This is a genomic window from Mesorhizobium sp. 113-3-9 (assembly GCF_016756515.1).
Taxonomy (GTDB): Bacteria; Pseudomonadota; Alphaproteobacteria; order Rhizobiales; family Rhizobiaceae; genus Mesorhizobium.
In genome coordinates this window covers 6577399-6599382 of sequence record NZ_AP023246.1, presented here as the reverse complement: position 1 = coordinate 6599382, position 21984 = coordinate 6577399, and the positions used below count along the sequence as shown (strand labels likewise).

At 63.2% G+C, this 21984-nt stretch carries 19 protein-coding genes; 12 read left to right on the top strand and 7 right to left on the bottom strand.

Features of this window, described 5'->3' with window-relative positions; all coding sequences use genetic code 11:
- Window positions 1-2: 2 nt before the first annotated feature.
- The 11 genes from MesoLj_RS31820 to MesoLj_RS31770 all read left to right on the top strand — a co-directional run bounded on the left by MesoLj_RS31820 (window position 3) and on the right by MesoLj_RS31770 (window position 12777).
- Entirely contained in the window at window positions 3-470 is a 468-nt protein-coding gene (locus MesoLj_RS31820) for a cobalamin B12-binding domain-containing protein (RefSeq protein WP_244735231.1), read from the top strand.
- Entirely contained in the window at window positions 467-1462 is a 996-nt protein-coding gene (meaB, locus tag MesoLj_RS31815) for a methylmalonyl Co-A mutase-associated GTPase MeaB (protein ID WP_202323806.1), read from the top strand. The genes MesoLj_RS31820 and meaB overlap by 4 nt, the downstream gene beginning before the upstream one ends.
- Window positions 1459-3150 carry a methylmalonyl-CoA mutase family protein gene (locus MesoLj_RS31810; protein WP_202323805.1) on the top strand — a complete coding sequence of 564 codons (1692 nt, stop codon included), beginning with the start codon at window positions 1459-1461 and terminating at the stop codon, window positions 3148-3150. Before meaB ends, MesoLj_RS31810 begins: the two co-directional genes overlap by 4 nt.
- Window positions 3151-3160: 10 nt before the next feature.
- Window positions 3161-3910 carry an enoyl-CoA hydratase/isomerase family protein gene (locus MesoLj_RS31805; RefSeq protein WP_202323804.1) on the top strand — a complete coding sequence of 250 codons (750 nt, stop codon included), beginning with the start codon at window positions 3161-3163 and terminating at the stop codon, window positions 3908-3910.
- An 8-nt stretch (window positions 3911-3918) separates the two neighbouring features.
- Window positions 3919-5547: an AMP-binding protein gene (locus tag MesoLj_RS31800; RefSeq protein ID WP_202323803.1), complete on the top strand. Its 1629-nt coding sequence runs from the start codon at window positions 3919-3921 to the stop codon at window positions 5545-5547.
- 19 nt (window positions 5548-5566) lie between these two features.
- A complete protein-coding gene (locus MesoLj_RS31795; RefSeq protein WP_202323802.1) occupies window positions 5567-6598 on the top strand; it encodes an AraC family transcriptional regulator in 1032 nt (343 codons plus the stop codon).
- A 130-nt stretch (window positions 6599-6728) separates the two neighbouring features.
- Window positions 6729-7496 (top strand): 3-hydroxyacyl-CoA dehydrogenase, encoded by a 768-nt coding sequence (locus MesoLj_RS31790; RefSeq protein WP_202323801.1) that lies wholly within the window; start codon window positions 6729-6731, stop codon window positions 7494-7496.
- A gap of 110 nt (window positions 7497-7606) precedes the next feature.
- Window positions 7607-9202: an ABC transporter substrate-binding protein gene (locus MesoLj_RS31785; protein ID WP_202323800.1), complete on the top strand. Its 1596-nt coding sequence runs from the start codon at window positions 7607-7609 to the stop codon at window positions 9200-9202.
- A gap of 9 nt (window positions 9203-9211) precedes the next feature.
- Complete coding sequence (locus MesoLj_RS31780) at window positions 9212-10321, top strand: serine hydrolase domain-containing protein (RefSeq protein ID WP_202323799.1); 1110 nt, start codon at window positions 9212-9214, stop codon at window positions 10319-10321.
- Window positions 10322-10337: 16 nt separating this feature from the next.
- Window positions 10338-11522 carry an acetyl-CoA C-acyltransferase gene (locus MesoLj_RS31775; protein WP_202323798.1) on the top strand — a complete coding sequence of 395 codons (1185 nt, stop codon included), beginning with the start codon at window positions 10338-10340 and terminating at the stop codon, window positions 11520-11522.
- A 136-nt stretch (window positions 11523-11658) separates the two neighbouring features.
- Window positions 11659-12777 (top strand): branched-chain amino acid ABC transporter substrate-binding protein, encoded by a 1119-nt coding sequence (locus tag MesoLj_RS31770; RefSeq protein WP_202323797.1) that lies wholly within the window; start codon window positions 11659-11661, stop codon window positions 12775-12777.
- A gap of 241 nt (window positions 12778-13018) precedes the next feature.
- On the opposite strand, the gene MesoLj_RS31765 is transcribed toward MesoLj_RS31770, so the two are convergent.
- The 7 genes from MesoLj_RS31765 to MesoLj_RS31735 all read right to left on the bottom strand — a co-directional run bounded on the left by MesoLj_RS31765 (window position 13019) and on the right by MesoLj_RS31735 (window position 20261).
- Entirely contained in the window at window positions 13019-13648 is a 630-nt protein-coding gene (locus MesoLj_RS31765; RefSeq protein ID WP_140774981.1) for a TetR/AcrR family transcriptional regulator, read from the bottom strand.
- Window positions 13649-13754: 106 nt separating this feature from the next.
- Complete coding sequence (locus MesoLj_RS31760) at window positions 13755-14207, bottom strand: Zn-ribbon domain-containing OB-fold protein (protein WP_140774982.1); 453 nt, start codon at window positions 14205-14207, stop codon at window positions 13755-13757.
- Window positions 14208-14251: 44 nt separating this feature from the next.
- On the bottom strand, window positions 14252-15430 hold the full coding sequence (locus MesoLj_RS31755; protein ID WP_202323796.1) for a thiolase family protein: 1179 nt from the start codon (window positions 15428-15430) through the stop codon (window positions 14252-14254).
- Entirely contained in the window at window positions 15427-16536 is a 1110-nt protein-coding gene (locus tag MesoLj_RS31750) for a thiolase C-terminal domain-containing protein (protein ID WP_202323795.1), read from the bottom strand. Before MesoLj_RS31750 ends, MesoLj_RS31755 begins: the two co-directional genes overlap by 4 nt.
- 70 nt (window positions 16537-16606) lie before the next feature.
- On the bottom strand, window positions 16607-17773 hold the full coding sequence (locus MesoLj_RS31745) for a CaiB/BaiF CoA transferase family protein (RefSeq protein ID WP_202323794.1): 1167 nt from the start codon (window positions 17771-17773) through the stop codon (window positions 16607-16609).
- The gene (locus MesoLj_RS31740) at window positions 17770-18639 is read right to left on the bottom strand and encodes a cyclase family protein (protein ID WP_202323793.1); all 870 of its coding nucleotides are present in this window, start codon (window positions 18637-18639) and stop codon (window positions 17770-17772) included. The genes MesoLj_RS31745 and MesoLj_RS31740 overlap by 4 nt, the downstream gene beginning before the upstream one ends.
- Window positions 18636-20261 (bottom strand): class I adenylate-forming enzyme family protein, encoded by a 1626-nt coding sequence (locus MesoLj_RS31735; RefSeq protein ID WP_202323792.1) that lies wholly within the window; start codon window positions 20259-20261, stop codon window positions 18636-18638. Before MesoLj_RS31735 ends, MesoLj_RS31740 begins: the two co-directional genes overlap by 4 nt.
- 329 nt (window positions 20262-20590) lie before the next feature.
- Between MesoLj_RS31735 and MesoLj_RS31730 the strand changes: the two genes are divergently transcribed.
- The gene (locus MesoLj_RS31730; RefSeq protein ID WP_202323791.1) at window positions 20591-21958 is read left to right on the top strand and encodes an aldehyde dehydrogenase family protein; all 1368 of its coding nucleotides are present in this window, start codon (window positions 20591-20593) and stop codon (window positions 21956-21958) included.
- Window positions 21959-21984 lie beyond the last annotated feature (26 nt).

Sequence of the window (21984 nt, the reverse complement as noted above, 5' to 3'; positions counted from 1 at the left end):
CAATGACTGACACGAACATGACTGGCCCGGCCACCAGCGCCGGGGTGGATGCCGACGTGCATTCGCCCGGCACCATTCGAGTGCTTGTCGCCAAGCTCGGCCTGGATGGTCATGACCGGGGCGCCAAGATCGTGGCCCGCATCCTCAGGGATGCCGGAATGGAAGTCGTCTACACCGGCCTCTACAAATCGCCCAATGAGGTCGTCAACGCCGCGATACAGGAAGACGTCGACGTTATCGGCGTCAGCCTTCTGTCGGGCTCCCACGTGCCGCTGTTTCGGGAACTGGGACGCTGCCTGCGGGAGCAGAAAGCCGAACACATTTTCGTTGTCGCGGGCGGCGTGATCCCAGAGCAAGACTACGCCGCCTTGTCGGAAAGCGGCGTCGACGCCATCGTTCCACAGGAGGCACGGGCCGATCTGATTGTCACGACAATCAGGAATCTGATCGAGGCCCGTGGTCGCATATGAGCGCATCCTCGAGACAGGCGAAGCGCGCCGCCTACATACCTTCGATTGAGCTTTTGCCCGATGTTCTTGCAGGCGGTATTCTGGCCATTGCCCGCATGATTTCACGTGCCGAGGCCGGATATGCCGAGGCCTCGGAAGCTCTGGCGGAAATCTACAAGCACTCGGGCAAGGCGCATATCGTCGGCATCACCGGCGTGCCGGGCGCGGGCAAGTCCACCCTTGTCTCCGCTCTCATCAAGGCTTTCGCTTCGGACGGATACAAGGTCGGGGTCATCGCGGTCGATCCGAGCAGTCCGTTCTCCGGGGGTGCCATTCTGGGCGACCGGGTGCGGATGAGCGATGCGGCGCAGTCCTGCCAGGCTTTTGTCCGCAGCATGGCGACGCGCGGCCATCTTGGCGGCCTCGCTCGTTCGACCCTCCAGGCGGTCGATATTCTGGATGCAGCAGGATACTCGCCGATCATCATCGAAACCGTCGGCGTCGGCCAGGACGAGGTGGAGGTGGTGACGGCGGCACACACGATCGTGGTCCTGTCCGCTCCCGGGCTTGGCGACGACATCCAGGCGATCAAGGCAGGCATCCTGGAAATCGCCGACATACACGCGGTCAGCAAATGCGACAAGCCAGAGGCGCCGGCCACGGTTTCGGCCCTGAAAGGCATGATGGCGCTGGGAACGGCCAAGACAGGCACGGGCTGGAATCCGCCCGTTCTTCCGGTCAGTTCGGTCTCGGGCGAGCGCATCGGCGAGCTGAAAGACGCGATCGGCCGGCACTGGGCGCATCTGCGCGAGAGCGGCGAATTGGCGCAGCGCCAGCGCGGCATGTCCAGGACGCGGATACTCGGTACCGCCAGGCATCTGTTCCAGCTCAAGTTCAACGAGCAAACCGACGACCTCGAGAACCACATCCAGGCGGTGGTGAACAGGGACATGGATCCGTCCGTCGCCGCCTGCCGGTTGCTGGGTTGGGACAAGGAGGCACGGGTGGAATGAATCTGTTCTCGAAGCAAGCGATCGAAGACATTCGGGAAAAGCAAACCGAGTGGGAAGACAATGAGCTCGCGGCTGCGCTGAAGAGCAGGCCCGAGGAGAGGCCCGCATACGAAACGGAATCCGGGATTCCGCTGAAGCGGATTTATACCGCGGCCGATATCGCGGATATCCCCGCGGCCGACCTCGGCTTTCCAGGCGCCTATCCCTTCACGCGCGGTGTCTATCCGACGATGTATCGCGGGCGGCCGTGGACCATCCGGCAGGTCGCCGGCTTCGGCAATCCGGAAGCCACCAACCAGCGCTACAAATACATGATCCAGACAGGCCAGACCGGGCTCTCGACCGATTTCGATCTCCCGACGCTGCTGGGGCTGGATTCAGACAACCCGATGGCATTCGGCGAAGTGGGGCGCGTTGGCGTCGCGATCGATACGGTCGATGATGTCGACCGCCTCTTCGATGGCATCGACCTCGAGACGATCTCGGTCTCCCTGACCATCAATCCGTCGGCCTGGGTCATCTACGCCATGTTCGTCACTGTCGCCGAACAGCGCGGCTATGACCTGCACAAGCTGACGGGGACGCTGCAGGCGGACCCGCTGAAGGAATATGTCGCCCAGAAGGAATGGATCTATCCGGTGCGGCCCGCGGTCAGGCTCCTGCGCGACCTGATCATGCACTCGGCCAGGACGACGCCGAAGATCAATCCGATCAGCCTCAGCGGGTATCATCTGTCCGATGTCGGCGGGAACGCGCTGCAGGAAATCGCCTTCATCATGGCCTTCACCATCGCCTATTGCGAGGAGGTCATTGCCGCCGGCATGGACATCGATGACTTCGCGCCCCGGCTGTCGTTCTTCTTCATCAGCCACCAGGATTTCTTCGAGCAGATCTGCAAGTTCAGGGCGGCGCGACGCGTCTACGCCAGGATCATGTCCGAGCGGTTCAAGGCCAGGAAGCCGGAATCCATGCGGCTGCGGGTGCATGTGCAGACCGCGGCGATGAGCCTGACCAAGGTCGAGCACCACAACAACCTCATGCGAACGGCCATCCAGGCACTCGGCGCGGTGCTGGGCGGCTGCCAGAGCATGCATACGAACGGTCTCGACGAGGCCTTTGCCATCCCGACCGAAGAGGCGATGAAACTGGCGATCCGCACCCAGCAGATCATCCGCGAAGAAATCAACGTGACATCGGTGATTGATCCGCTCGGCGGCTCGTACTTCGTCGAAAGCCTGACGCGCGACATGGAAACCGAAATCTGGAAGGTGCTGGAAGAAGTGGACCAGCGCGGCGGTGCGATCAAGCTGGTCGAGGAGGGCTGGTTCCAGCAGAAGCTGGCGGACTCGGCCTATGCGACCTTCAAGAAGATCGACAGCGGCGAGAAGGTCTCGGTCGGGGTCAACCGCTATGTCGACGAGACCAGCGGGTCGGCGGAGGTTCACATCCATCCCTATGACGATCATTGCACCCAGCTGCAGATCGATCGGCTGAATGCGGTGCGGACAAATCGCGACAGCGCTCGCGTCCGGCAACTTTTGCAGGAACTCGCCCAGCAGGCCGGGTCCGACGACATCAACCTGCTCCCGAAGACGATCGAACTGGTGAAAGCCAGGGCGACGCTGGGCGAGATCTGCGCCGCGCTGCGCGATGTCTGGGGCTCTTACGCCGAACCGATGATCGTCTGAGGAGGACGCCATGACCAAAGCAGTCATTTCAAGAAACGACGGGCCCGTCGCCTGGATCAAGCTGAACCGGCCCGAACGGCTCAATGCCATGAACAGGCAGCTTGTCGATGAACTCGCCCAGGCGCTTGCGAGAGCCGAGGCCGATGAAACCACCCGAGTGATCATTCTCCACGGCGAAGGACGGGCTTTCTGTTCCGGGGATGACCTCAAGGACCTTGATGCGCAGACATCGTCCGAAGCCGCGACGCAAGCCTGGGTCGAGGCCATTCAGAACATTACCCTGCAGATCATGCAGTCCAGGAAGATCGTCATAGCGGCGGTGCATGGCTGGTGCGTTGGAGGGGCGCTCGAATGGGCCATCAACTGCGATTTCCGGCTGTTTGCCGATAACACGCGCTGGTTCTTCCCGGAGGTCAGCTATGGGCTGTTCGTCACCGGCGGCGTGACGGCGCTCCTGACGAAACAGGTCGGGCCGCAGGTCGCCAAGGAACTGATGATCCTTGGCGAACGTCACGATGCCAGGAAGGCCGTCGAAGTGGGCATCGCTTGGAAGCTGTTTGCGGAGGCCGAACTGCTCGATGAAGCCAGAAAACTGGCGCTGACGATCGCGGAGCGGCCAGCCGGTGCCGTGTCCGACGTCAAGCACGCAATCAATGAAGGCTTTCATTCATCCCTCGCGGACGCAATGACCCTCGAGACCAGAGCCACGGTCAGCGGCTTTTTGTCTCCCGAGGCGCAGGCCCGGGCAAAAGAGTTTTGACCGCGCCCATGACGATGCTCGAAATCCAGCCTTCCATCTACATTCCCGGCAAGCACGAAGACGACATAGCCGGCCGGGTGCTGTCCAGGATCCTGCTGGAGCAGGCGGAAAGGCTCGGCGGCAAGAAATTCATCGAAGTCTGCGGGCGTACGGCAAGCTTCGAGGACATGCTGGACGTATCCAGCCGGCTGGCGCTCGGCCTGCGCAAGCTGGGCGTTGGCCGGTCGGACCGCGTGGCGATGCTGCTGCCCAATTGCTTTGAACTCATTGCGATGTGGTTTGCATCATCATGCCTGGCCGCGATCGAGGTGCCGACCAATCCTGGCCTGAAGGGAGACCTGCTCTGCCATAACCTGAACAACTGCGGCGCGGAGGTGCTTGTTACGGACGCCAACGCGCTTGCGGAGCTCGCAAGGGTCCAGGACAAGCTGCCCGGTCTGCGCACACTCATCCTCGTTGGAGCCGATCCGGGCGAGGCGAGGGCGGCGGGCATCAAGATCGGCCGTATTGTCAGCTTCGAGGAATGTCTGGCGCCAAAGCCGGAGTTTGATCTGGCTGACATCCACTACTCCGACCCGATGGCGATCCTGTACACGTCCGGCACGACCGGACCCGCCAAGGGTGCGTTGATGTCCCACCATCATTGCTATTCCTGGGCAGCGGCCATGGCATCCAATCTCGGTTACACGACCGCCGACAGCTATTTCTCGGCCTTGCCGCTGTTTCATACCGACGCCCAGATGTTCGGCGTGTTCCTCCCCCTGATCTACGGCACGCCGACAACGCTGGTCGATGGCTTCAGCGCGTCAAGATTCTGGGATCAGGTCCGCGCCAGCGGCGCGACCGCGACAAACCTGCTGGGCGCCATGGCCGTCATCCTCTCTCGCGCGCCGCAGTCCGGGAACGATGGCAATAACCCCGTCAGGGTGTGCCAGTGCATTCCCATGGTTCCTGACAGGCAGGCCTTCGAGCGCCGTTTCGACATGAAACTGGTCACGGGCTATGGACAGACGGAAACCAGTTTCGTGACCTTGGACACGGTGGACGAAACGAAGCCGGGTTCCTGCGGCCGGCCCCACCCGGACTGGGACGTGGCGATCGTCGATGAGGCCGACAAACCCCTTCCGCCCGGAACGGTGGGCGAGATAGTGTCGCGTCCGAACAAGAGCTGGAGCATGTTCTCCGGCTACTATCGCGCCGACGCAAAGACAGTGCAGACGCTCAGGAATCTCTGGTACCATTCCGGCGACGCCGGCGTCATGGACGAAGACGGCTGGCTCTATTTCAAGCATCGCCTGAACGAGGCAATCCGGCGCCGGGGCGAGAATATCTCCGCCTACGAGGTGGAGACCGTTGCCGAGAAACACCCGGACATCATTGAAAGCGCTGCGTTCGGGGTTCCGTCGGAATTCACGGAAGAGGACATCATGGTTGTAGCCCTGCGGAGAGCGGGTTCAACGCTGGAACCAGCCGCTCTGCTCGATCACTTCAGGGAGCTCGCACCCCGCCATATGATCCCCCGCTACATCGAGATCACCGACATCCCGCTGCCGAAAACGCCAACCGAAAAGGTCGCCAGGAACACCTTGCGGCAGCGCGGTGTGAGCGCGGCCACCTTTGATCGAGGACAGCGCTAGCGCGGCGGAGGTTCAAGCGATGGAACGCCGGATGATCGCTCCCTGTTTCATGGACGATACGCTCGAATGCCTTCGCCGCCACGATGTGCAGATCGAGCCCCTGCTAGCCAAAGTGGGGCTGCCGCCGGTCATTACCGAACCGATTTCAGCGCAGCAATACGGCGCCCTCTGGCACGCCGTCGCCGAGACCATGGACGACGAGTTTTTCGGCGAAGGTGCCCGTCCGATGCGGGCGGGCAGTTTTGCGTTGCTATGTCAGGCAGTCCTGTCAACCGAGAACCTGGAACATGCGTTGCGGCGAGGCCTGCGATTCCTGCGCGCGGTCCTTGATGATCCCCACGGCGAACTGATCATCAAGGACGGCCTTGCCGAGGTGACGTTGAAGGATGCCGGTCCGCTAAGATCGGCCTTCGCCTATCGCACCTTCTGGATCATCGTCCATGGCGTGAATTGCTGGCTGGTGGGCCGCCGCCTGCCGATCCGGTGGGTCGATTTCAAGTGCAGCGCACCGCCCACCGGAACCGATTACCGTCTGTTTTTCGGCGCACCTGTGCGGTTCGATCAGCCGGAGAGCCGTCTTGTCTTCGACGCCGACTTCCTGAATCTGCCGACTATCCGGGACGCATGCGCATTGCGGGAATTCCTGCGCCAGGCGCCTGCCAATATTCTGGTGCGCTACCGCCATGATGCGGGACTCTCGACCGCCATCCGCGGCCGCCTTCACATGACGGTTCCATCCGCTTGGCCGAGTTTCGAGAGCCTCGCCGCGGGCATGCGCATGCAGGCGCCGACCTTGCGCCGCCGATTGCAGTCGGAGGGGCAGAGCTATCGTTCCATCAAGGACGAAATGCGCAGGGCCTTGGCGATGGAAGCCCTGCTTGGCGGAAATCGAACGGTGGCCGATCTGGCAGCCGATATCGGCTTTTCCGAACCGAGTGCCTTCCATCGGGCATTTCACAAATGGACTGGCAAAAGCCCCGCTTCGTTTCGCCGGGAGGCCGCCTCCGGGCTCAATGCGACAGACAATTCGTCGCCGACTTCGGTGACGTGACGCGCGCAGACCGCACGGGGCAGCAAACATTGCAAAACCGATCATCAAATCTAAACGCTTCGGTCATCGTATGCCACTTTGCTTCATTGCAACATGTCCGGGCGAGAAACTCTCGCCCGGACATGTTGCAATGCGGATCAAGGATAAAGTCTTTCTGGTCACCGGCGCAGGTTCCGGATTGGGAGCGGCGGTCACACGCATGTTCGCGCAGGAGGGCGCAAGCGTCCTGGCGATAGACGTGAATGCCGCGGCTGGTGAAAGACTGGCCTCGGAGATTGGCGGCGCGGTGCGCTTTCAACGGGCCGACGTCACCAGTGAGGCTGACGGGGCCGCCGCCATCGAGCTCGCGAGGAATGCCTTTGGCCACGTCCATGGCCTGGTGAATTGCGCCGGTGTGGCGCCAGGCGAAAAGGTGATCGGCCGCGGCGAGCCCCACAGTCTGGAAAGATTTGCACGCACGATTGCCATCAACCTCGTCGGAACCTTCAACATGGTGCGGCTTGTCGCCGATCTGATGGTGAAGGGGGAACCGGACGCCGAGGGCGAGCGCGGGGTGATCATAAATACGGCTTCGATCGCCGCATTCGACGGGCAGATCGGCCAGGCGGCCTATGCGGCGTCGAAGGGCGGCGTCGCGGCACTTACGCTTCCGGTCGCGCGGGAACTGGCGCGCTATGGCGTGCGCGTCGCCACCATAGCCCCGGGCATCTTTGAAACACCGATGATGGCCGCCATGTCGCAGGAGGTCCGGGATGCTCTAGGCGCGAGTGTACCGTTTCCGCCGCGCCTTGGCCGTCCGGATGAGTACGCCGGGCTGGTGAAGCACATCTGCGAGAACACGATGCTGAATGGCGAGGTCATCCGCCTCGACGGCGCGCTGCGCATGGCGCCGCGCTGATCCCGCGATGGCCTCGTGTCCTGGCGGTTGGCAGCCGAAATTTCGATGCGGGTCAATGGCCCTGCGTTTCGCAGCCGATGACCCGAAACCAGAATGGGAGAGTTCCTGACATGAAGCCTTTGTCCCTCCTGCGTGTCGCCATCCTTGCGTCGTGGATCCTCGTTGCGGGACAGGTGTCCGCAAAGACGCTTGTCTACTGCTCGGAGGCCAGCCCCGAAACCTTCACCCCGATGACCAGCACCGCCGACTCCACCATGGACGCGGCCGCCAAGACCATCTTCAACCGGCTGGTCGAGTTCAAGCCGGGCTCCACCGAGATCGGGCCCGCGCTGGCCGAAAGCTGGGATGTTTCGCCGGACGGCAAGACCTACACGTTTCACCTGCGCCACGGCGTCAAATTTCAATCGAGTGCGCATTTCACCCCAACGCGCAACTTCGGCGCCGACGACGTGCTTTACACATTCAACCGCCAGCGGGACCCGAACAATCCCTACCACAAGCTCGGCAACGGCTCTTATGAGATGTTCGCCGCCGCCGGTCTCGGCTCGATGATCGACAGGATCGAGAAGGACGACGACAGCACGGTACGCTTCACCTTGAACGCTCCCAACGTGACCTTCCTGTCCGGCATCGCGCTCGACGCCATGTCGATCCTGTCGCTGGAGCAGACGCAGAAGATGGTCGCCGCCGGCACCCCTGAGCTGATCGACAGGGAGCCGGTCGGCACCGGACCGTTCGTACTTCAGGCCTATGTCGCCGACAATCAGATCCGCTACGCCGCCAACCAGGATTACTGGGGCGGTGCACCCAAGATCGACACGCTGGTCTTTGCCATCACGCCGGAGCCGACGACGCGGGTCGAGCGGCTGAAGGCCAATGAATGCCAGGTCGCCGCGTTGCCGCCCCCATCCTCCGTCGCTGACCTGAAGAGCGATCCCGACATCGACGTCCACCAGATCGAGGGACAGAACGTCGGCGTCCTCGGCTTCAACGTCGAGCACAAGCCATTCGGCGATGTGAGGGTGCGCACCGCGCTTGCCAAGGCGATAGACCGCAAGGCAATCGTCGAGGCGGTCTACCAGGGTACCGGCAGGTTGGCCGGCAGCATGGTGCCGCCGGCGCAGCTCGGCGCCATCAAGGACGCCGCCATCGACTATGATCCCGAAGGCGCGAGGAAACTGCTGAAGGAAGCCGGCTATGAAAGCGGCCTGTCGATCAGCCTGTGGGCGATGCCCGTCTCGCGGCCTTACAATCCCAATGCCCGGCGCATGGCCGAGATGATCCAGGCCGATTGGGCCGCGGTGGGCGTGACGTCCGCCATCGTTTCGTATGAGTGGGGCGAGTATCTCAAGCGCACCTCGGCCGGCGAGCACGACAGTTTCCTGCTCGGGGGCAGCAGCGACAATGGCGATCCCGACAATTTGCTCAGTTACATGCTGAGCTGCGATGGCGTCGCCGGCGGCTCCAACCGCTCGCGCTGGTGCGACAAGGATTTCGACAGGCTGTTGCAGCAGGGCCGCGCCGAGTCCGATCCCGCCAAGCGCGCCGAGATATATCGCCAGGCGCAGGAGATCGTGAAGACCGAGGTTCCCGGGGTGCCGATCGCGCATTCCGTCGTGTCGATCCCGGTGCGCAAGAGCGTGCTGAACTATGTGATGGATCCGTTCGGCCGCCAGAATTTCGCTCGCGTCGACATCGCTGAGTAGGACGCGCGGATGACCAGAACAGTGGATGAGCTCGGCCGTTTGCTCGCCGACTATATCGACCAGGGTGCGGTAGGGGCCTCGCTTGCTTTCGCCGTGGCAGGCGGACCTACGGAAGTCGTCACTGCGGGCGTGGCGGACCGGTGCGATGGCACGGCCGTTACGCCCGATAGGCTCTTCAAGATCGGGAGCTGCACCAAGACGTTCGTCGTCGCCGCGCTCGTCCGGTTGGCCGAGGACGGCAAGATCAACCTCGGAGCACCGATCTCGCACTGGTTCCCCGACCTCCCTGGTGCGGAACGGATTTCGGTGCGGCAACTGGTCAATCATCGCAGCGGCCTGCCGGAATTCGAGTATGAGATACCGATGGACCCAGGCCGGGTCTGGAAACCGCACGAACTCATCGGCATCGCCTTCGAGGTGGGCGGTCAGAAGGCGCCCGGCGGCCCAGCCGTCTACAACAACACCGGCTACGTCTTGGCGGGCCTGCTGATCGAAGAGGTCACCGGCCAGTCTCTCGGTGCCTGCGTTCGCCAGCTAGTGCTCGGGCCTCTTGGATTGCACGATACCTGGTCGCCAGCCACCGAAGCCTATCCAGCCGAGCGGCTGGTGCGGGGCTACTACCATCGTCCTCCACAGCCCGCGGATGCAACCAGAGACATCGCCTTGGGAGGCGAGATGTGGCGCATGGATGGGGTGCTGGCCTATTCGGATGCGTTGCAGGATTCGTCCGATACATTTCCCTATTCAGCCGCATATGGCCTGGGCGACATGGTCTCCACGCCCAGCGATCTCGTCGCCTTCCTGCGCGGCTTGTTTGCCGGCGAGGTGATGTCGTCCCCATGGTTCGAGGAGATGTTCGGCTCGCGGGTGCCGGCCTCCTTCCCCGGTACCCGCATGCGCGAAACCGGCGCCGGTATGTTCCAGAGTGCTTATGGCGGCCGAGCGTTCTACGGCCACCAGGGCAGCGTCCCGGGCTATGTCTGTGTCATGCAGCATGATCCCGAAAGCGGGCTGACCATTGCCATGACCAGCAATGTCGGATCGGGCAATCGCATGTCCTTCCATGCCAGTGGCCTCCATGCGGTTGTCGACCAGGCCATCCTGGCGATCCAACCATAGGCGAGGGGAGGAGAAGGTGAACACGCGTGATCCGGTCGTTATCGTCGGGGCAGCCAGGACGCCACTTGGCGGGTTTCAAGGGAACTTAAAGAACGTCACCGCCGTGGAGCTTGGTGCGACCGCCATCCGTGCCGCCCTCGGGCGGTCCGGGATCGACATCGGACTGGTTGATGAGGTGCTGCTTGGCTGCGTTCTGACTGCCGGTCAGGGCCAGGCCCCCGCGCGTCAGGCAGCCCTCGGAGCAGGCCTCCCATTGGGCGTCGGTGCCACAACGGTAAACAAGATGTGTGGTTCCGGCATGAAGTCGGCCATGCTTGCGCACGACCTTATCGTCAGCGGGTCCGCGGCCGCCATCGTAGCGGGCGGCATGGAGAGCATGAGCAACGCGCCTTACCTGCTCGAGCGCGCGCGCTCCGGCTATCGCATGGGGCACGACAGGATTGTCGATCATATGTTCCTTGATGGCCTGGAGGATGCCTATGACAAAGGGCGGCTCATGGGGACCTTTGCCGAGGACTGTGCCGAGGCCTACCAATTTACCCGCGGCGCCCAGGATGCATTTGCCGTTGCCTCCCTTGAGAAGGCGCGAAAGGCCATTGTTGACGGCAGCTTTATGGAGGAGATCGCCCCCGTCGCGCTGATGGCAGGCAACGCCGACATCAGCGAGGACGAACAGCCCGCAAAGGCCAAGATCGAAAAGATTCCAATGCTGAAACCTGCCTTCCGGGAGGGCGGTACGGTGACGGCAGCGAATTCCTCGTCGATTTCGGATGGTGCCGCGGCACTCGTGCTCATGCGCCGTTCGCAGGCGGATGAAAGCGGCGTTACCCCGCTTGCGGCAATCCGGGGGCATGCCACATACGCGCAATCGCCCAATCTTTTCGCGACCGCGCCTGTTGGAGCCATCCGAAAGCTTTGCCAACACATAAATTGGGATCTCGAGGGCGTGGATCTCTTCGAGATCAATGAGGCATTCGCGGTGGTGCCGATGGCGGCTGCGCGCGACCTCAACCTGCCACCGGACAAAGTGAACGTTCACGGCGGCGCGTGTGCGCTCGGCCATCCCATCGGCGCGTCGGGCGCACGTGTGATTGTCACGCTCATTTACGCACTTCGAAAACATCGCCTGAAACGCGGAATTGCCTCTGTCTGTATCGGTGGTGGCGAGGCCACTGCCCTGGCGGTGGAACTCATGTCCTGAACGATCCGGAGACCCATTGGCGCCGCCCGAAGAGGGAACGGCGGTGGCACGGATCTCCGTCAGCTTTCTGCGTCAAACGTGGGCATCGCATGAAAGTACCAACCAGCGTCCACAATGCTAATGGGAGCGTTAATCCATGAAGAGACTACTTTTGCATTCGATCGCCCTGATCGCGCTGAGCGTGTTCAGTGGTGCCGCCTGGGCCGACATTGTGATCGGCGTTGCCGGCCCGATAACTGGCCCGAATGCCGCCTTTGGCGCACAGTTCCAGAAGGGCGCCGAACAGGCGGCCGCGGACATCAACGCAGCCGGCGGTCTCCTCGGCCAGCAGATCAGGATCGAGGTCGGGGACGATGTCTCCGATCCGAAACAGGGTATCTCGGTGGCCAACAAGTTCGTCGGCGACGGGGTCAAGTTCGTGGTCGGCCACTTCAACTCGGGCGTCTCGATCCCGGCATCGGAAGTCTATGCCGAAAACGGTGTCCTCGAGATCAGTCCAGCGTCAACCAACCCGCAGTTCACCGAGCGCGGCCTGTGGAATACGTTCCGCACCTGCGGACGCGACGACCAGCAGGGAAAGGTGGCCGGCGGCTACATTGCTGCAAACTTCAAAGATGCCAAAATTGCCATCGTCCACGACAAGACCCCATACGGGCAAGGACTTGTCGACGTAACGAAAGGCGTGTTGAACGCCGACGGTATCAAGGAAGTGCTGTATGAAGGTATCAATATCGGCGACAAGGACTTCTCGGCGCTGATCGCAAAGATGAAGGAGGCCGGAGTTACATTGATCTACTTCGGCGGTCTGCACACCGAGGCCGGCCTGATCATGCGCCAATCAGCCGATCAGGGTCTGAAGGCAACGCTTTTCTCGGGCGATGGCATGGTATCGAACGAACTCGCCGCGATCGCCGGTGACGCCGTAATCGGCACACTCAACACTTTCGGCCCGGACCCGCGCAAGAATCCGGCCGCCAAGGGTATTGTCGAGAAATTCCGCGCTGCCGGCTTCGAGCCGGAGGCCTATACACTGTACTCCTACGCCGCCGTCCAGGTCATCGCCGCCGCAATCGCAAAAACCGGCTCTGCCGACGACGCGCACAAGGTGGCCGACGCCCTCAAGGCGAACGGTCCGTTCAGCACCGCCATCGGCGACTTTGGTTACGACGCGAAGGGCGACCCGACGCGCCCGGACTACGTCGTTTACGAATGGAAGAAAGGTGCGGACGGAAAACCCACCTATTTCGAAAAATAAGGACTGAAGATCCATTTTCATTTTCAAAGATGCCCGGTGCACGACCGGGCATCTTGTGGGATCGAACTCGAAGAATCCCTGACAAGCATCCATTCGGCCGGCCAGAACAGCCTCTACTTCGTCGCGGCGATTGCCAAGGTCCGGGGGATTTCGCTCACCAGCCAGGCCGCGAGGTCGCCTGACATCCGAGGACTTCCTTATGGGCGGGCTCCTCGCCGCGTTTATGCGACCGACGTTGTGGTCAGCGCGACCGCTTGCCTGTCCGGGGACGGTACTGGACGATGGCAAGGATGACCTTGGTGAGCTCGTCCGCGACTTCCGCGATCGAAAGGCGCCCTTCCTTGCGGTACCAGACGTAAGCCCAACTCACCATGCCGCCGATGCCCAGCGCGGCTATATGCGGGTCCGACATGGTGAATTCTCCGATATCGACGCCTTGGCGCAGCAAGTTGGTCAGCTTGCGATCGAATTCGCGACGCATGTCGTTGATGCGGTCGAAATCCTCCGGAAGCAGGTTCTTTTCCTCGCGGGAGAATATCGCGATATAGGTCTGGGCCTTGAGCACAGCGGTGACGAAGCCTTTGCTCAGCATCTCCAGCTTCTGTCCCGGCGAGGCATCGGTCGACAATGCCTGATCCAGCGCCTCCAGGGATGAGGCGATACCGCGCGAACAGATATCCGCGAGAAGGTCGGCCTTGGAATTGAAATGGGCATATATGAACGGCTTTGAGACACCCAAACGTTCCGCAACGGCGTCCAGCGTCGTGTTCTCGTAGCCGTTTTCATAAAAAAGATCGGCCGCCGCCGCGAGTATTCGGGTCCTTTTCAACGCGGCGATCTCGTCGCGTATTCCCATGTTTGTCTGTGGCATAGGACTTAAACTTTCCCGACGGCGGAAGCAGATTTTTCCTTATTCGATTCCTGCTGAACGTCATACACCTGTCTGGTCACATATGCCGCCGGTTGTCAGCCCTGCGTCAGGCGCGCTCGAACCAGAAGTCCAGCATGTCGCCCTTGCGCTGCTCGGCGAATTTCGTCGTGACACGCGTGCCGACCTTGAGCAGTTCGGCCGCCTTTGCCGCGTCGGACAGATTCACGCCCTTGAAGAAGCCGCCTATCGCGGTGTCCGCGCCGTCCAGCATCACATAGCCGAAGGCGTAAGGCGGCGGCGGCAGGTTCTGGAATTCCTCGTAGACAATCGTGAACGTCTCGATGCGGCCGCCGGGGCCTACTTCGACCCAGTCGGTCGTCGGTTCGAGCGTCTGGTCGGAGAAGGCGCGCGGCGGCACCAGGACACGGCCCGTCTTGCCGCAACGCTTGCCGTAGATCTTGGCGTTGTCGCGGACCTGAACGTAAAACCAGCTCGCCGTTTCGCCGAGTGCGTGGGTGTAGGTGATGTTCCAGGCCTCGCGGCGCTTCAGAAGTTCCATTTCTTTCGTCCTTGTATCGAGGAAATTTGAGGTGTCCGGCGAGATCAGGCTTCCACAACCATCGTTCCAAAGAACTGGTGGTCGCCGCCATTGCCGCTCGCGATGCCGACCTTTGCTCCCTTGACCTGGTGCCCGCCGGCCCGGCCGGAAACCTGGAGCGCTATCTCCGCCACCCGGATCATGGCGGTTACCGCGATCGCGTTGGTGCAGAGCGTGCCTCCCGACGGGTTGACCGGTATGTCGCCGCCGATCGAGAAGCGTCCTTCGTTCACGCCGGCCACGGCTCCACCGAGGTCGGCGAGATCAGCCGCTTCGATCGAATGGTATTCGGTGTTGCTGAAAGGCGCGTAGAGCTCCGCGACATCGACCTGCTTTCGCGCGTTGGTGATGCCGGCCATCTTGTAGGCACGCTGGAAGGAATTTCGCAGCGCATAGGCGTCGGCATGGTCGGCGGTAAAGCCGCGGCCCATGCGATCGCCGAGATAGTATGTCTCGGAGCAATGTCCGACACCGGTGATCCACACGGCGTCCAGGCGGTTCTCCTTGATGTACTTCTCCGAGGCCAGCACCATCGCGCCGCCGCCGCTGGACTGCGGGCAGCAATCCATCAGCTTGATCGGCCACGATATGCAGCGCGACGCCATCACCTCGTCGACCGTCACCTCCTTGCGGAGGTGGGCGTTCGGATTGAGCGAAGCATGCTTCCGGTTCTTGACCACGACCCGCGCCATGTCCTCTTGGGTCATGCTGTATTTGTCGGCGTAGCGGATCCCCGACATCGCAAGCATGGTGATGGTGCCGAGAGGCAACGGCCGCTCGTAGATCGGATCCCAGATCTTGTTCAGGACGGTTTGCGAATCCCCGCACTCGCCGACCTTGTCGGCCCCGGCCGTCATGACCACGTCGCACGCTCCGGCCGCGATATGATAATAGGCTGCCGCAACGCTCGAAATCCCGGTCGCCCCGCCCGTGTTGATGCGCAGGAAGCGCTTGTTCCTGCCGCCGACGGCGTCCACCCCCAGGCGCTCGGCGTTGCCGATGCCGACCATCGCGTCGGGCGACAGGGAATAGACGATCGCGTCGATGTCATCGAGTTCGAGCGCGGCGCCGGTCAAGGCCTGGTTCACCGCCTCGCGCACGAGGTCCGGGTAGCTTGCATCGTCACGGCGCGCCTTGAAGGCGGATTGACCGATGCCGATGATTCCAACTCTTGGCGCGCTCATGCCAGTGCTCCGTCCTTGTTCTGCCCGAGCACAAGCACGGTCTGGTACATCATGGCGAAGCCGCTTGCCGCATGTCCGAGTGCCGTCCGGGCGTTGTTGATCTGGTGGCGTCCGGCCTTGCCCTGTATCTGCCGGGCCGCTTCGGCGATGCGGATGAGGCCGGTGCAGAAGACCGGGTTGATGGTTGCGACGCCACCCGAGGGATTGACGGGGAGGTCGCCGCCGCGATCGAAGACGCCTGATGCCACATCGTCCTGCCACTTCGATTTCTCGGAAAGGCCGAGCGCGTCGTAGGCGAGCAACTCCTGATATGGGCTGATGTCGGTCAGTTCCACGACATCCAGGGCCTTGCGCGGATCGGAAAGCCCGGCCTCCGCATAGGCGCGGCGGGCCGCTTCCTCGAGCGCGGGCGCCGTGGAGAGGTCACGATCGCCAAGGAAGCCAGGTTCCGTCGCCCAACCCATGCCGCGCACCCAGGCGACGTTATCGAGCTTGTGTCGCGCAACGTAGTCTTCCGAGGCGATCACCATGGCCACGGCGCCGAGGACCGGGCGCGAGACCATGTCCTTTTCGATCGGCCAGCGCCCGGCCTGCGTCGAGGCAGCGTCGGAGCCGACCGCGGCAGCCTCGGGGTAGGCGTGCTTTCCATTGGCGCGATTGCGCGCGGAGAGCCGTTTGGCGAGTTCGGCGGCTTCGGGACGCGATGCCAGAATCGCTGAAGCCTGAAGCGCGGCGCCGGACAACTCGTCCAGGGGGAGCGCCCGATGGAAGTAGGGGTCGGCTCCCAGACGCTGCGCCTCCGAGAGGGAGGATGCCTCGACGGGGCTCCAGGAGACGACAAGATGCGTCTCGTACTGGCCGGAGGCGACGCGAAGCACGCTCATCACGAAAGCGTGCTCGCTGGCGGAGGGCGTCGACAGGATATCGCGATCGACGCCGCCTACAGATCCGGAAGCGGCCATCACGGAAATCGCGCGACCGTCGAACTGGTCGTTGGAGGCAACGACGATGCCGTCGATCTCGTCGGCGGTCAGGCCGGCATCCCGCATGGCCTCCTGGGAGATGTCGAAGAGAAGCTCTTCGAGCGATTTCCCTTCGTCTGCCACTGGCGCTTTGATCGCACTGCCGATCACTGCGGTTCGTCTGTTCAAGGCCATGGGTTAGGCACCTTTTTGATCATGTCCGGTCATGGGCGGTTGAAGCGCCGGCGGCTGCCGGTCGCGGGTGATCGGTCTGCGAGAGAGGGCTGCGCGGCGAAGGGGGAATTCCGTCGATCAGGGCGGGAAACAGCGCCTGCAGATCGCCTTCGGCGTTTCGGCGCACAAGACCGCGCTCCGCGGTGTGGACGTCGGCCAGGGCCTCGCCAAGGTCGTTGACGATCGACAGGCAGCAATCGACATCTTGAAACCGCGCCTCGATCTCGTCCTTCGACAACGACGAGAAGAACGAAGCGACCGCGTCGCGGAGCGTATGCTGCGGCAGGGCCTCGACCTGTCTCGCGATCCAATCGGGGCGTTCCGCGGTGTTGCAGAAAGCCTCCCAGAACTTCGGCTCGATCGCTCCAAGGACGACGTATCGCCCGTCACGGGTCGCATAGACCTGATAGTAGGCGGCGCCTCCGTTGAGATAGGTTTCACCCCGGGCAGGGATCGTGCCGTTGGCGCCGTAGGCGGCAATCTGAATCAGCTGGAGAGGCATGGCCGTGTCCGCCAGCGCCAGGTCTATCGCGCATCCCTTGCCGGTTCTGACGCGGCCATGCAAAGCGCCGAGGATCGCGATTGCGGCAAACAACGATCCGGCGACATCGGAAACAGGTGGATCGAAGAATATCGGCTTGTCCGTGCCGTTACGGTCGAGCATGCCCTTCAGCGCCAGGTAGTTGGCGTCGTGGCCAGCCTTGGCGGCATAGGCGGAACGCGCTCCGTAGCCGTTGATCGAGCACAGCACGATCCTGGGATTGACGCTCTTCAGGACTTCGTAGCCGACGCCGAGACGCTCGAGGACACCGGGGCGAAACCCCTCGACGACGACATCCGCGGAGCGCGCCAGATCGAGGAACACGGAGCGGTCGGCGTCGTCCTTGAGGTCGAGCCGCTTTACGGTCTTTCCGGCGTTCAGGCTGTTGTAGAAGATCGGTCGGCCGAGCGCGTCGCGCGGGCCGAGCGTGCGCATTTCATCTCCCCTCGGGGGCTCGACCTTCAACACCTCGGCCCCCATGTCGGCGAGAAGCAGCGTAGCCAGAGGGCCTGGAATGTATTGCGAAAGATCGAGGACCCGGACGCCGGCAAGAAAGGTCGCGAGGGCCGACCCCGCCGGCACGGTTGGCGAAGGGTTCCAGCTCACAGGATTGCCACCGGGTTGAGAGGGCTCCCTGTCGCGCCGCGGATCGGCAGCGCGGCGGCGACGAAGAGAAATTCCGAGAGCCCTTCCTCGGCGAGCGGCGCGAGCACCAGCCCCTCGAGCAGGGGTATGCCATAGTCACGGATCAGCCGCTGATGCACCGGAAATACCGTGCCCTCGCTGAAGGGGAGTACTTCCACCGCGAAGTTGTCAGCGCCGACAAGCGCCACGCCGCCTTCGGCGAGCACCAGGGCCGCGTCCAGGTCAAGGCCGGGCTCGTTGTCGAAATTGACCGCCTCGCCGGCCTGTGACCGCTCCTGCCAGCCCGTCCGCAGAAGCACGGCGTCGCCCTGGCGCAGGACCAGCCCGGCGCGTTCGATTGCCGCGGCCAGCATCTGCGGCCCGATCGCGAACCCGTCATGCAGCGGGGCGCCGTTCAACCCAACGAAATCCAGAAGCACGCCTCTTGCGGCAATCGGTCCGAGCTTGTCGACACCGAGCTTCGCCGCGCCGTTGCTTTTGACCTCGGTCGCCGCAAAGCCGTTGTAGAGCGTGTCGTCGTACCAGCAGTGGCAAAGCGCATCGATATGCGTCCCTGCGTGGAGAGGCATGACCACGGTGTCGTCGGCGACCTGGAAGCCACCCGGGCGGCGCCGGCCGGCGGCATAGTCGCCGCCGTCGCGATTCATGAAGTGCATCATGCCGGGCCTGCTTTTCGGCACGGCCATCGTCGGCGAAATCTGCTGCGCCAGGCTCAATGGCTTGCCTTGCCGGACCAACTGCGCCGCGCCGCGCACATCCGCCGCGCCGATCAGGTTGAGCGCGCCGCGTTCGTCGGCGCCGCCCCATTTGCCCCATGCGTTCTTCATGTCGAGGCTGCCTGGAGTTCCTGCGCCAGCAACGTCGTGGCGGCCTTCTTGAGCTCCTTGCGCTGAAGCTTGCCCGTGGCGGTGAGCGGCAACGCTTCAACGACCTCGATCCGGTCCGGAAGCTTGTATTTGGAGAGTTGCACGCGGCAGTGATCGAGAAGTCGCGCCGGGCTTACGGCAGCGCCTTCCTTCGCGACGACATAGGCGACAACCAGTTCGCCCCGCTCCGCGTCCGGCACGCCGACAACGGCAGCCTGCGACACACCCTCGGACGTCTTCATCACGTCTTCGATCTCGGCCGGCGATATGTTGATGCCGGCGCGCTTGATCATGTCGGAATCGCGGCCGACGAAAACGAAGGAACCATCGGCATCGAGGAAGCCCACATCGCCGGTCCGGTAATATCCGTCCTCGGTGAAAATCTCGGCATTGAGGGCAGCGCTGGCACCCGAGTATCCCGGCGAAACATAGCCGGAGACCTCGACGAGGCCGGGCTGGCCGGATGCAAGAAGAGCCCCGGTCTCTGCGTCCCTGAAGCGGAATTTCTGTCCAGGCAGCGGCTCGCCCTGGCAATTCGCGCGTCGCTGCAAAGGCCAGTCGTGACTGGTCACGGCACAGTTGCCGTATGTCTCGGTCGCGCCGTAGACATTGCACAGCCGGCTGACGCCGAGATCCTCGACGGCCGCGAGGAAATCCCGGGGACTGCCGATGGTGAGGCCGGTGCGCAGCGTTCTGGCCCTCGAACGATCGAAGTCGGGGTGCCTCAGCATCGCGTTGGTGATTGCCGGCAGCGTGTATATCGCTGTGCAGCCCGCGCGTTCGATCATGGACAAGGCCGCGCCGGGCTCGAACCTATCCGGCAGCACGAGGCAGGCCCCATGGCTGAACGTGGCGGGAAGCGCGTTGGCGGCGCCGTAGGACCAGAAGAGAGGGGTCGGCAGGAACACCCGGTCGCCTGGCCGCAGCCCCTGCCGTTCACCGATGTTGAAGCCGTTCTCGATTATGCCGAAGTGCTTCAGGCGAACGCCTTTCGGCCGGCTTGTAGAGCCGGATGTGTAGAGCACGACCGCGTCGTCGGAGGGCGCCGGTCCTTCCTCCTCCGGCCACGCTCCCGGATCGCCGATGCCATCCAGATAGCTGTCCATGGTGAGGCCGATGGTCGTGTCGGGCGCGAGAACGACGATCGTCTTCAAGGCGCCAAGCCGGCCGGCGCGGGAAAGCTCGTCCAGATCGGCCTCGAAGTCCCTGTCGAGAAATCTCGGCCTGACAAAAAGTGCGGTAATGGCCGAGTCGCCAATAAGGAATTCGAGTTCAGCCCTGGTCGACCAGGTGCTGAAGGGCACGACGACCGCGCCGGCCATCGAGGCGCCGAAGAATATCTCCAGCCACTCCGGCCCGTTGCCAAGAAGCATGCCGACCCTGCTGGTCCGGCCGGTCCCGTCGCGCCGCAAAGCAGCGGCAATCCTGGTGGCGCGCTCGTGCAGCCGGGCGAAGCTTGCCTGTGCATGCTCGCCGATCACGGCGATCGCGTTGGGATGCAAGGTGGCCTGCTCGCGCAGCAGATCGGGCAGGCTTCGCGAGGCTGGCGGCGCTGTTTCCGTAGCCGTGATGTCCTTTCCCACCAACGCGAATTCCCCCACCGAAAACCTGTAAGTGTAAATATCTACTGGTGAGTATTAGCAGGTTTCACCCGATATGCAAGTTGACGGAACCGATCCGTCAGGACCCTCCCAAACTCCCCGCAAATGGCGCGAGGCGCGGCCTTTTTCGCACCGCGCCCATATCGAACGGCCTCGTGCTGGCGCAGGTGGCCCAGCATATTCTGGGGTATGCCACGCTCCTATTGATTTGCGGGACCCGACGACATCGGGCAGGTGGGACCTTCCGAAATTCGAATTGCAGAGATCGGCCACGGCCACCAACGTGCGCGCCGATTCCCGGGAGAGAAACGATGACAGGGCAGGTCAGGCGCGGCTTCATCGAAGGCGAGGAATGCGCGGTCGATGCCGCGGCGGTCGAGAGGGCCGTGGCGCTCGCGGCGGAAGCGCTTGACAAGGTCAGGCGTACCAGCAGCTTCGATCGCGCCGTCGTGCTCGACAAGGTGGCCGTTGCGCTGGCCGCGAAGGCCGCCGAGATCGCCCAGGCGCTCGCCGATGAAAGCGGCTATCTCACCGTCAAGGATATGACGCTCGAGGTGCAGCGCGCGATCGAAGTGTTCACGCTGACGGCCGCCCATGCCCGCGCGGGAATGTCCGAGACGCTCAATGTCGATGCGGTCGAGCGGGCGCGCGGCGCAGTCGCCTATATCAGGCGGGAGCCGATCGGTCCGGTTCTGGGCATCACGGCTTACAATGGTCCGCTGCTGATCGCGGCGCACAAGATCGCGCCGGCGATCGCGGCTGGAGCACCCATCGTGCTCAAGCCGTCGCCGCGTGTGCCGCTGGCCACGATCAGGCTGGCCCGCACCGTGGTCGAGGCGGGCTGGCCGCGCGAGGCTGTCGCGGTCCTCGACGTGGACAATGATGCGACCATGGCGCTGGTGCGCGATCCCCGCCTGCCGGTCGTCAGCTTCACGGGCGGCATGGTGGGCTGGAAGATCAAGGAGGCCGTGCCGCTGAAGCGGGTGCATCTCGAACTTGGCGGCGTCGGCGCGGTGTTCGTCGCTTCCGACGGGAACGTCGCGCTTGCCGCGCAGGAATGCGCCGCGGGCGGCTTCGTCCGTTCGGGACAGTCCTGCATTTCGGTGCAGCGCATCTATGTCGAGCGGCCGCGTTACCAGGAGTTCGTCGACGCCTTCATCGCGCGCGTCACGGAAATGCGGCCCGACAGCCCGGCTGCCATCGGCCCAATGGTCGATGACGCGGCCGCAAAACGGGTCGAGGCCGTGATTATCGACGCCGTGTCGCGCGGCGCGACGCTTGCCTGCGGCGGCAACCGGCAAGGCGCATACATGGAGCCGACCGTGATCACCGGAGCGACCGGCGAGATGACGGTGATGCGCAACGAGATATTCGGCCCCGTGGTGGCGGTCAGCGCCGTCGATTCCGCCGATGAGGCGATAGCGGAGATGAACGCCGTGAGCGGCGCCATCCACCATGGCATCTACACCGCGAATATCGACACAGCCTTCAGGATGTCCGACGAGATCAGGGCCGGCGGCGTGATCATCAACGGCCCGGGAACCTGGCGTGTCGACCATATGCCTTACGGAGGCACGGGAACTTCGGGATTTGGACGCGAGGGCGTCCGTTTCGCCGTCGAGGAGTACACTGAGCCGAAGGTCATCGTGGTCCGGCCGTCGGTGCCTCGACCGCGCTAGTTTCCCAAGGCTCCGATCCGGGCGGA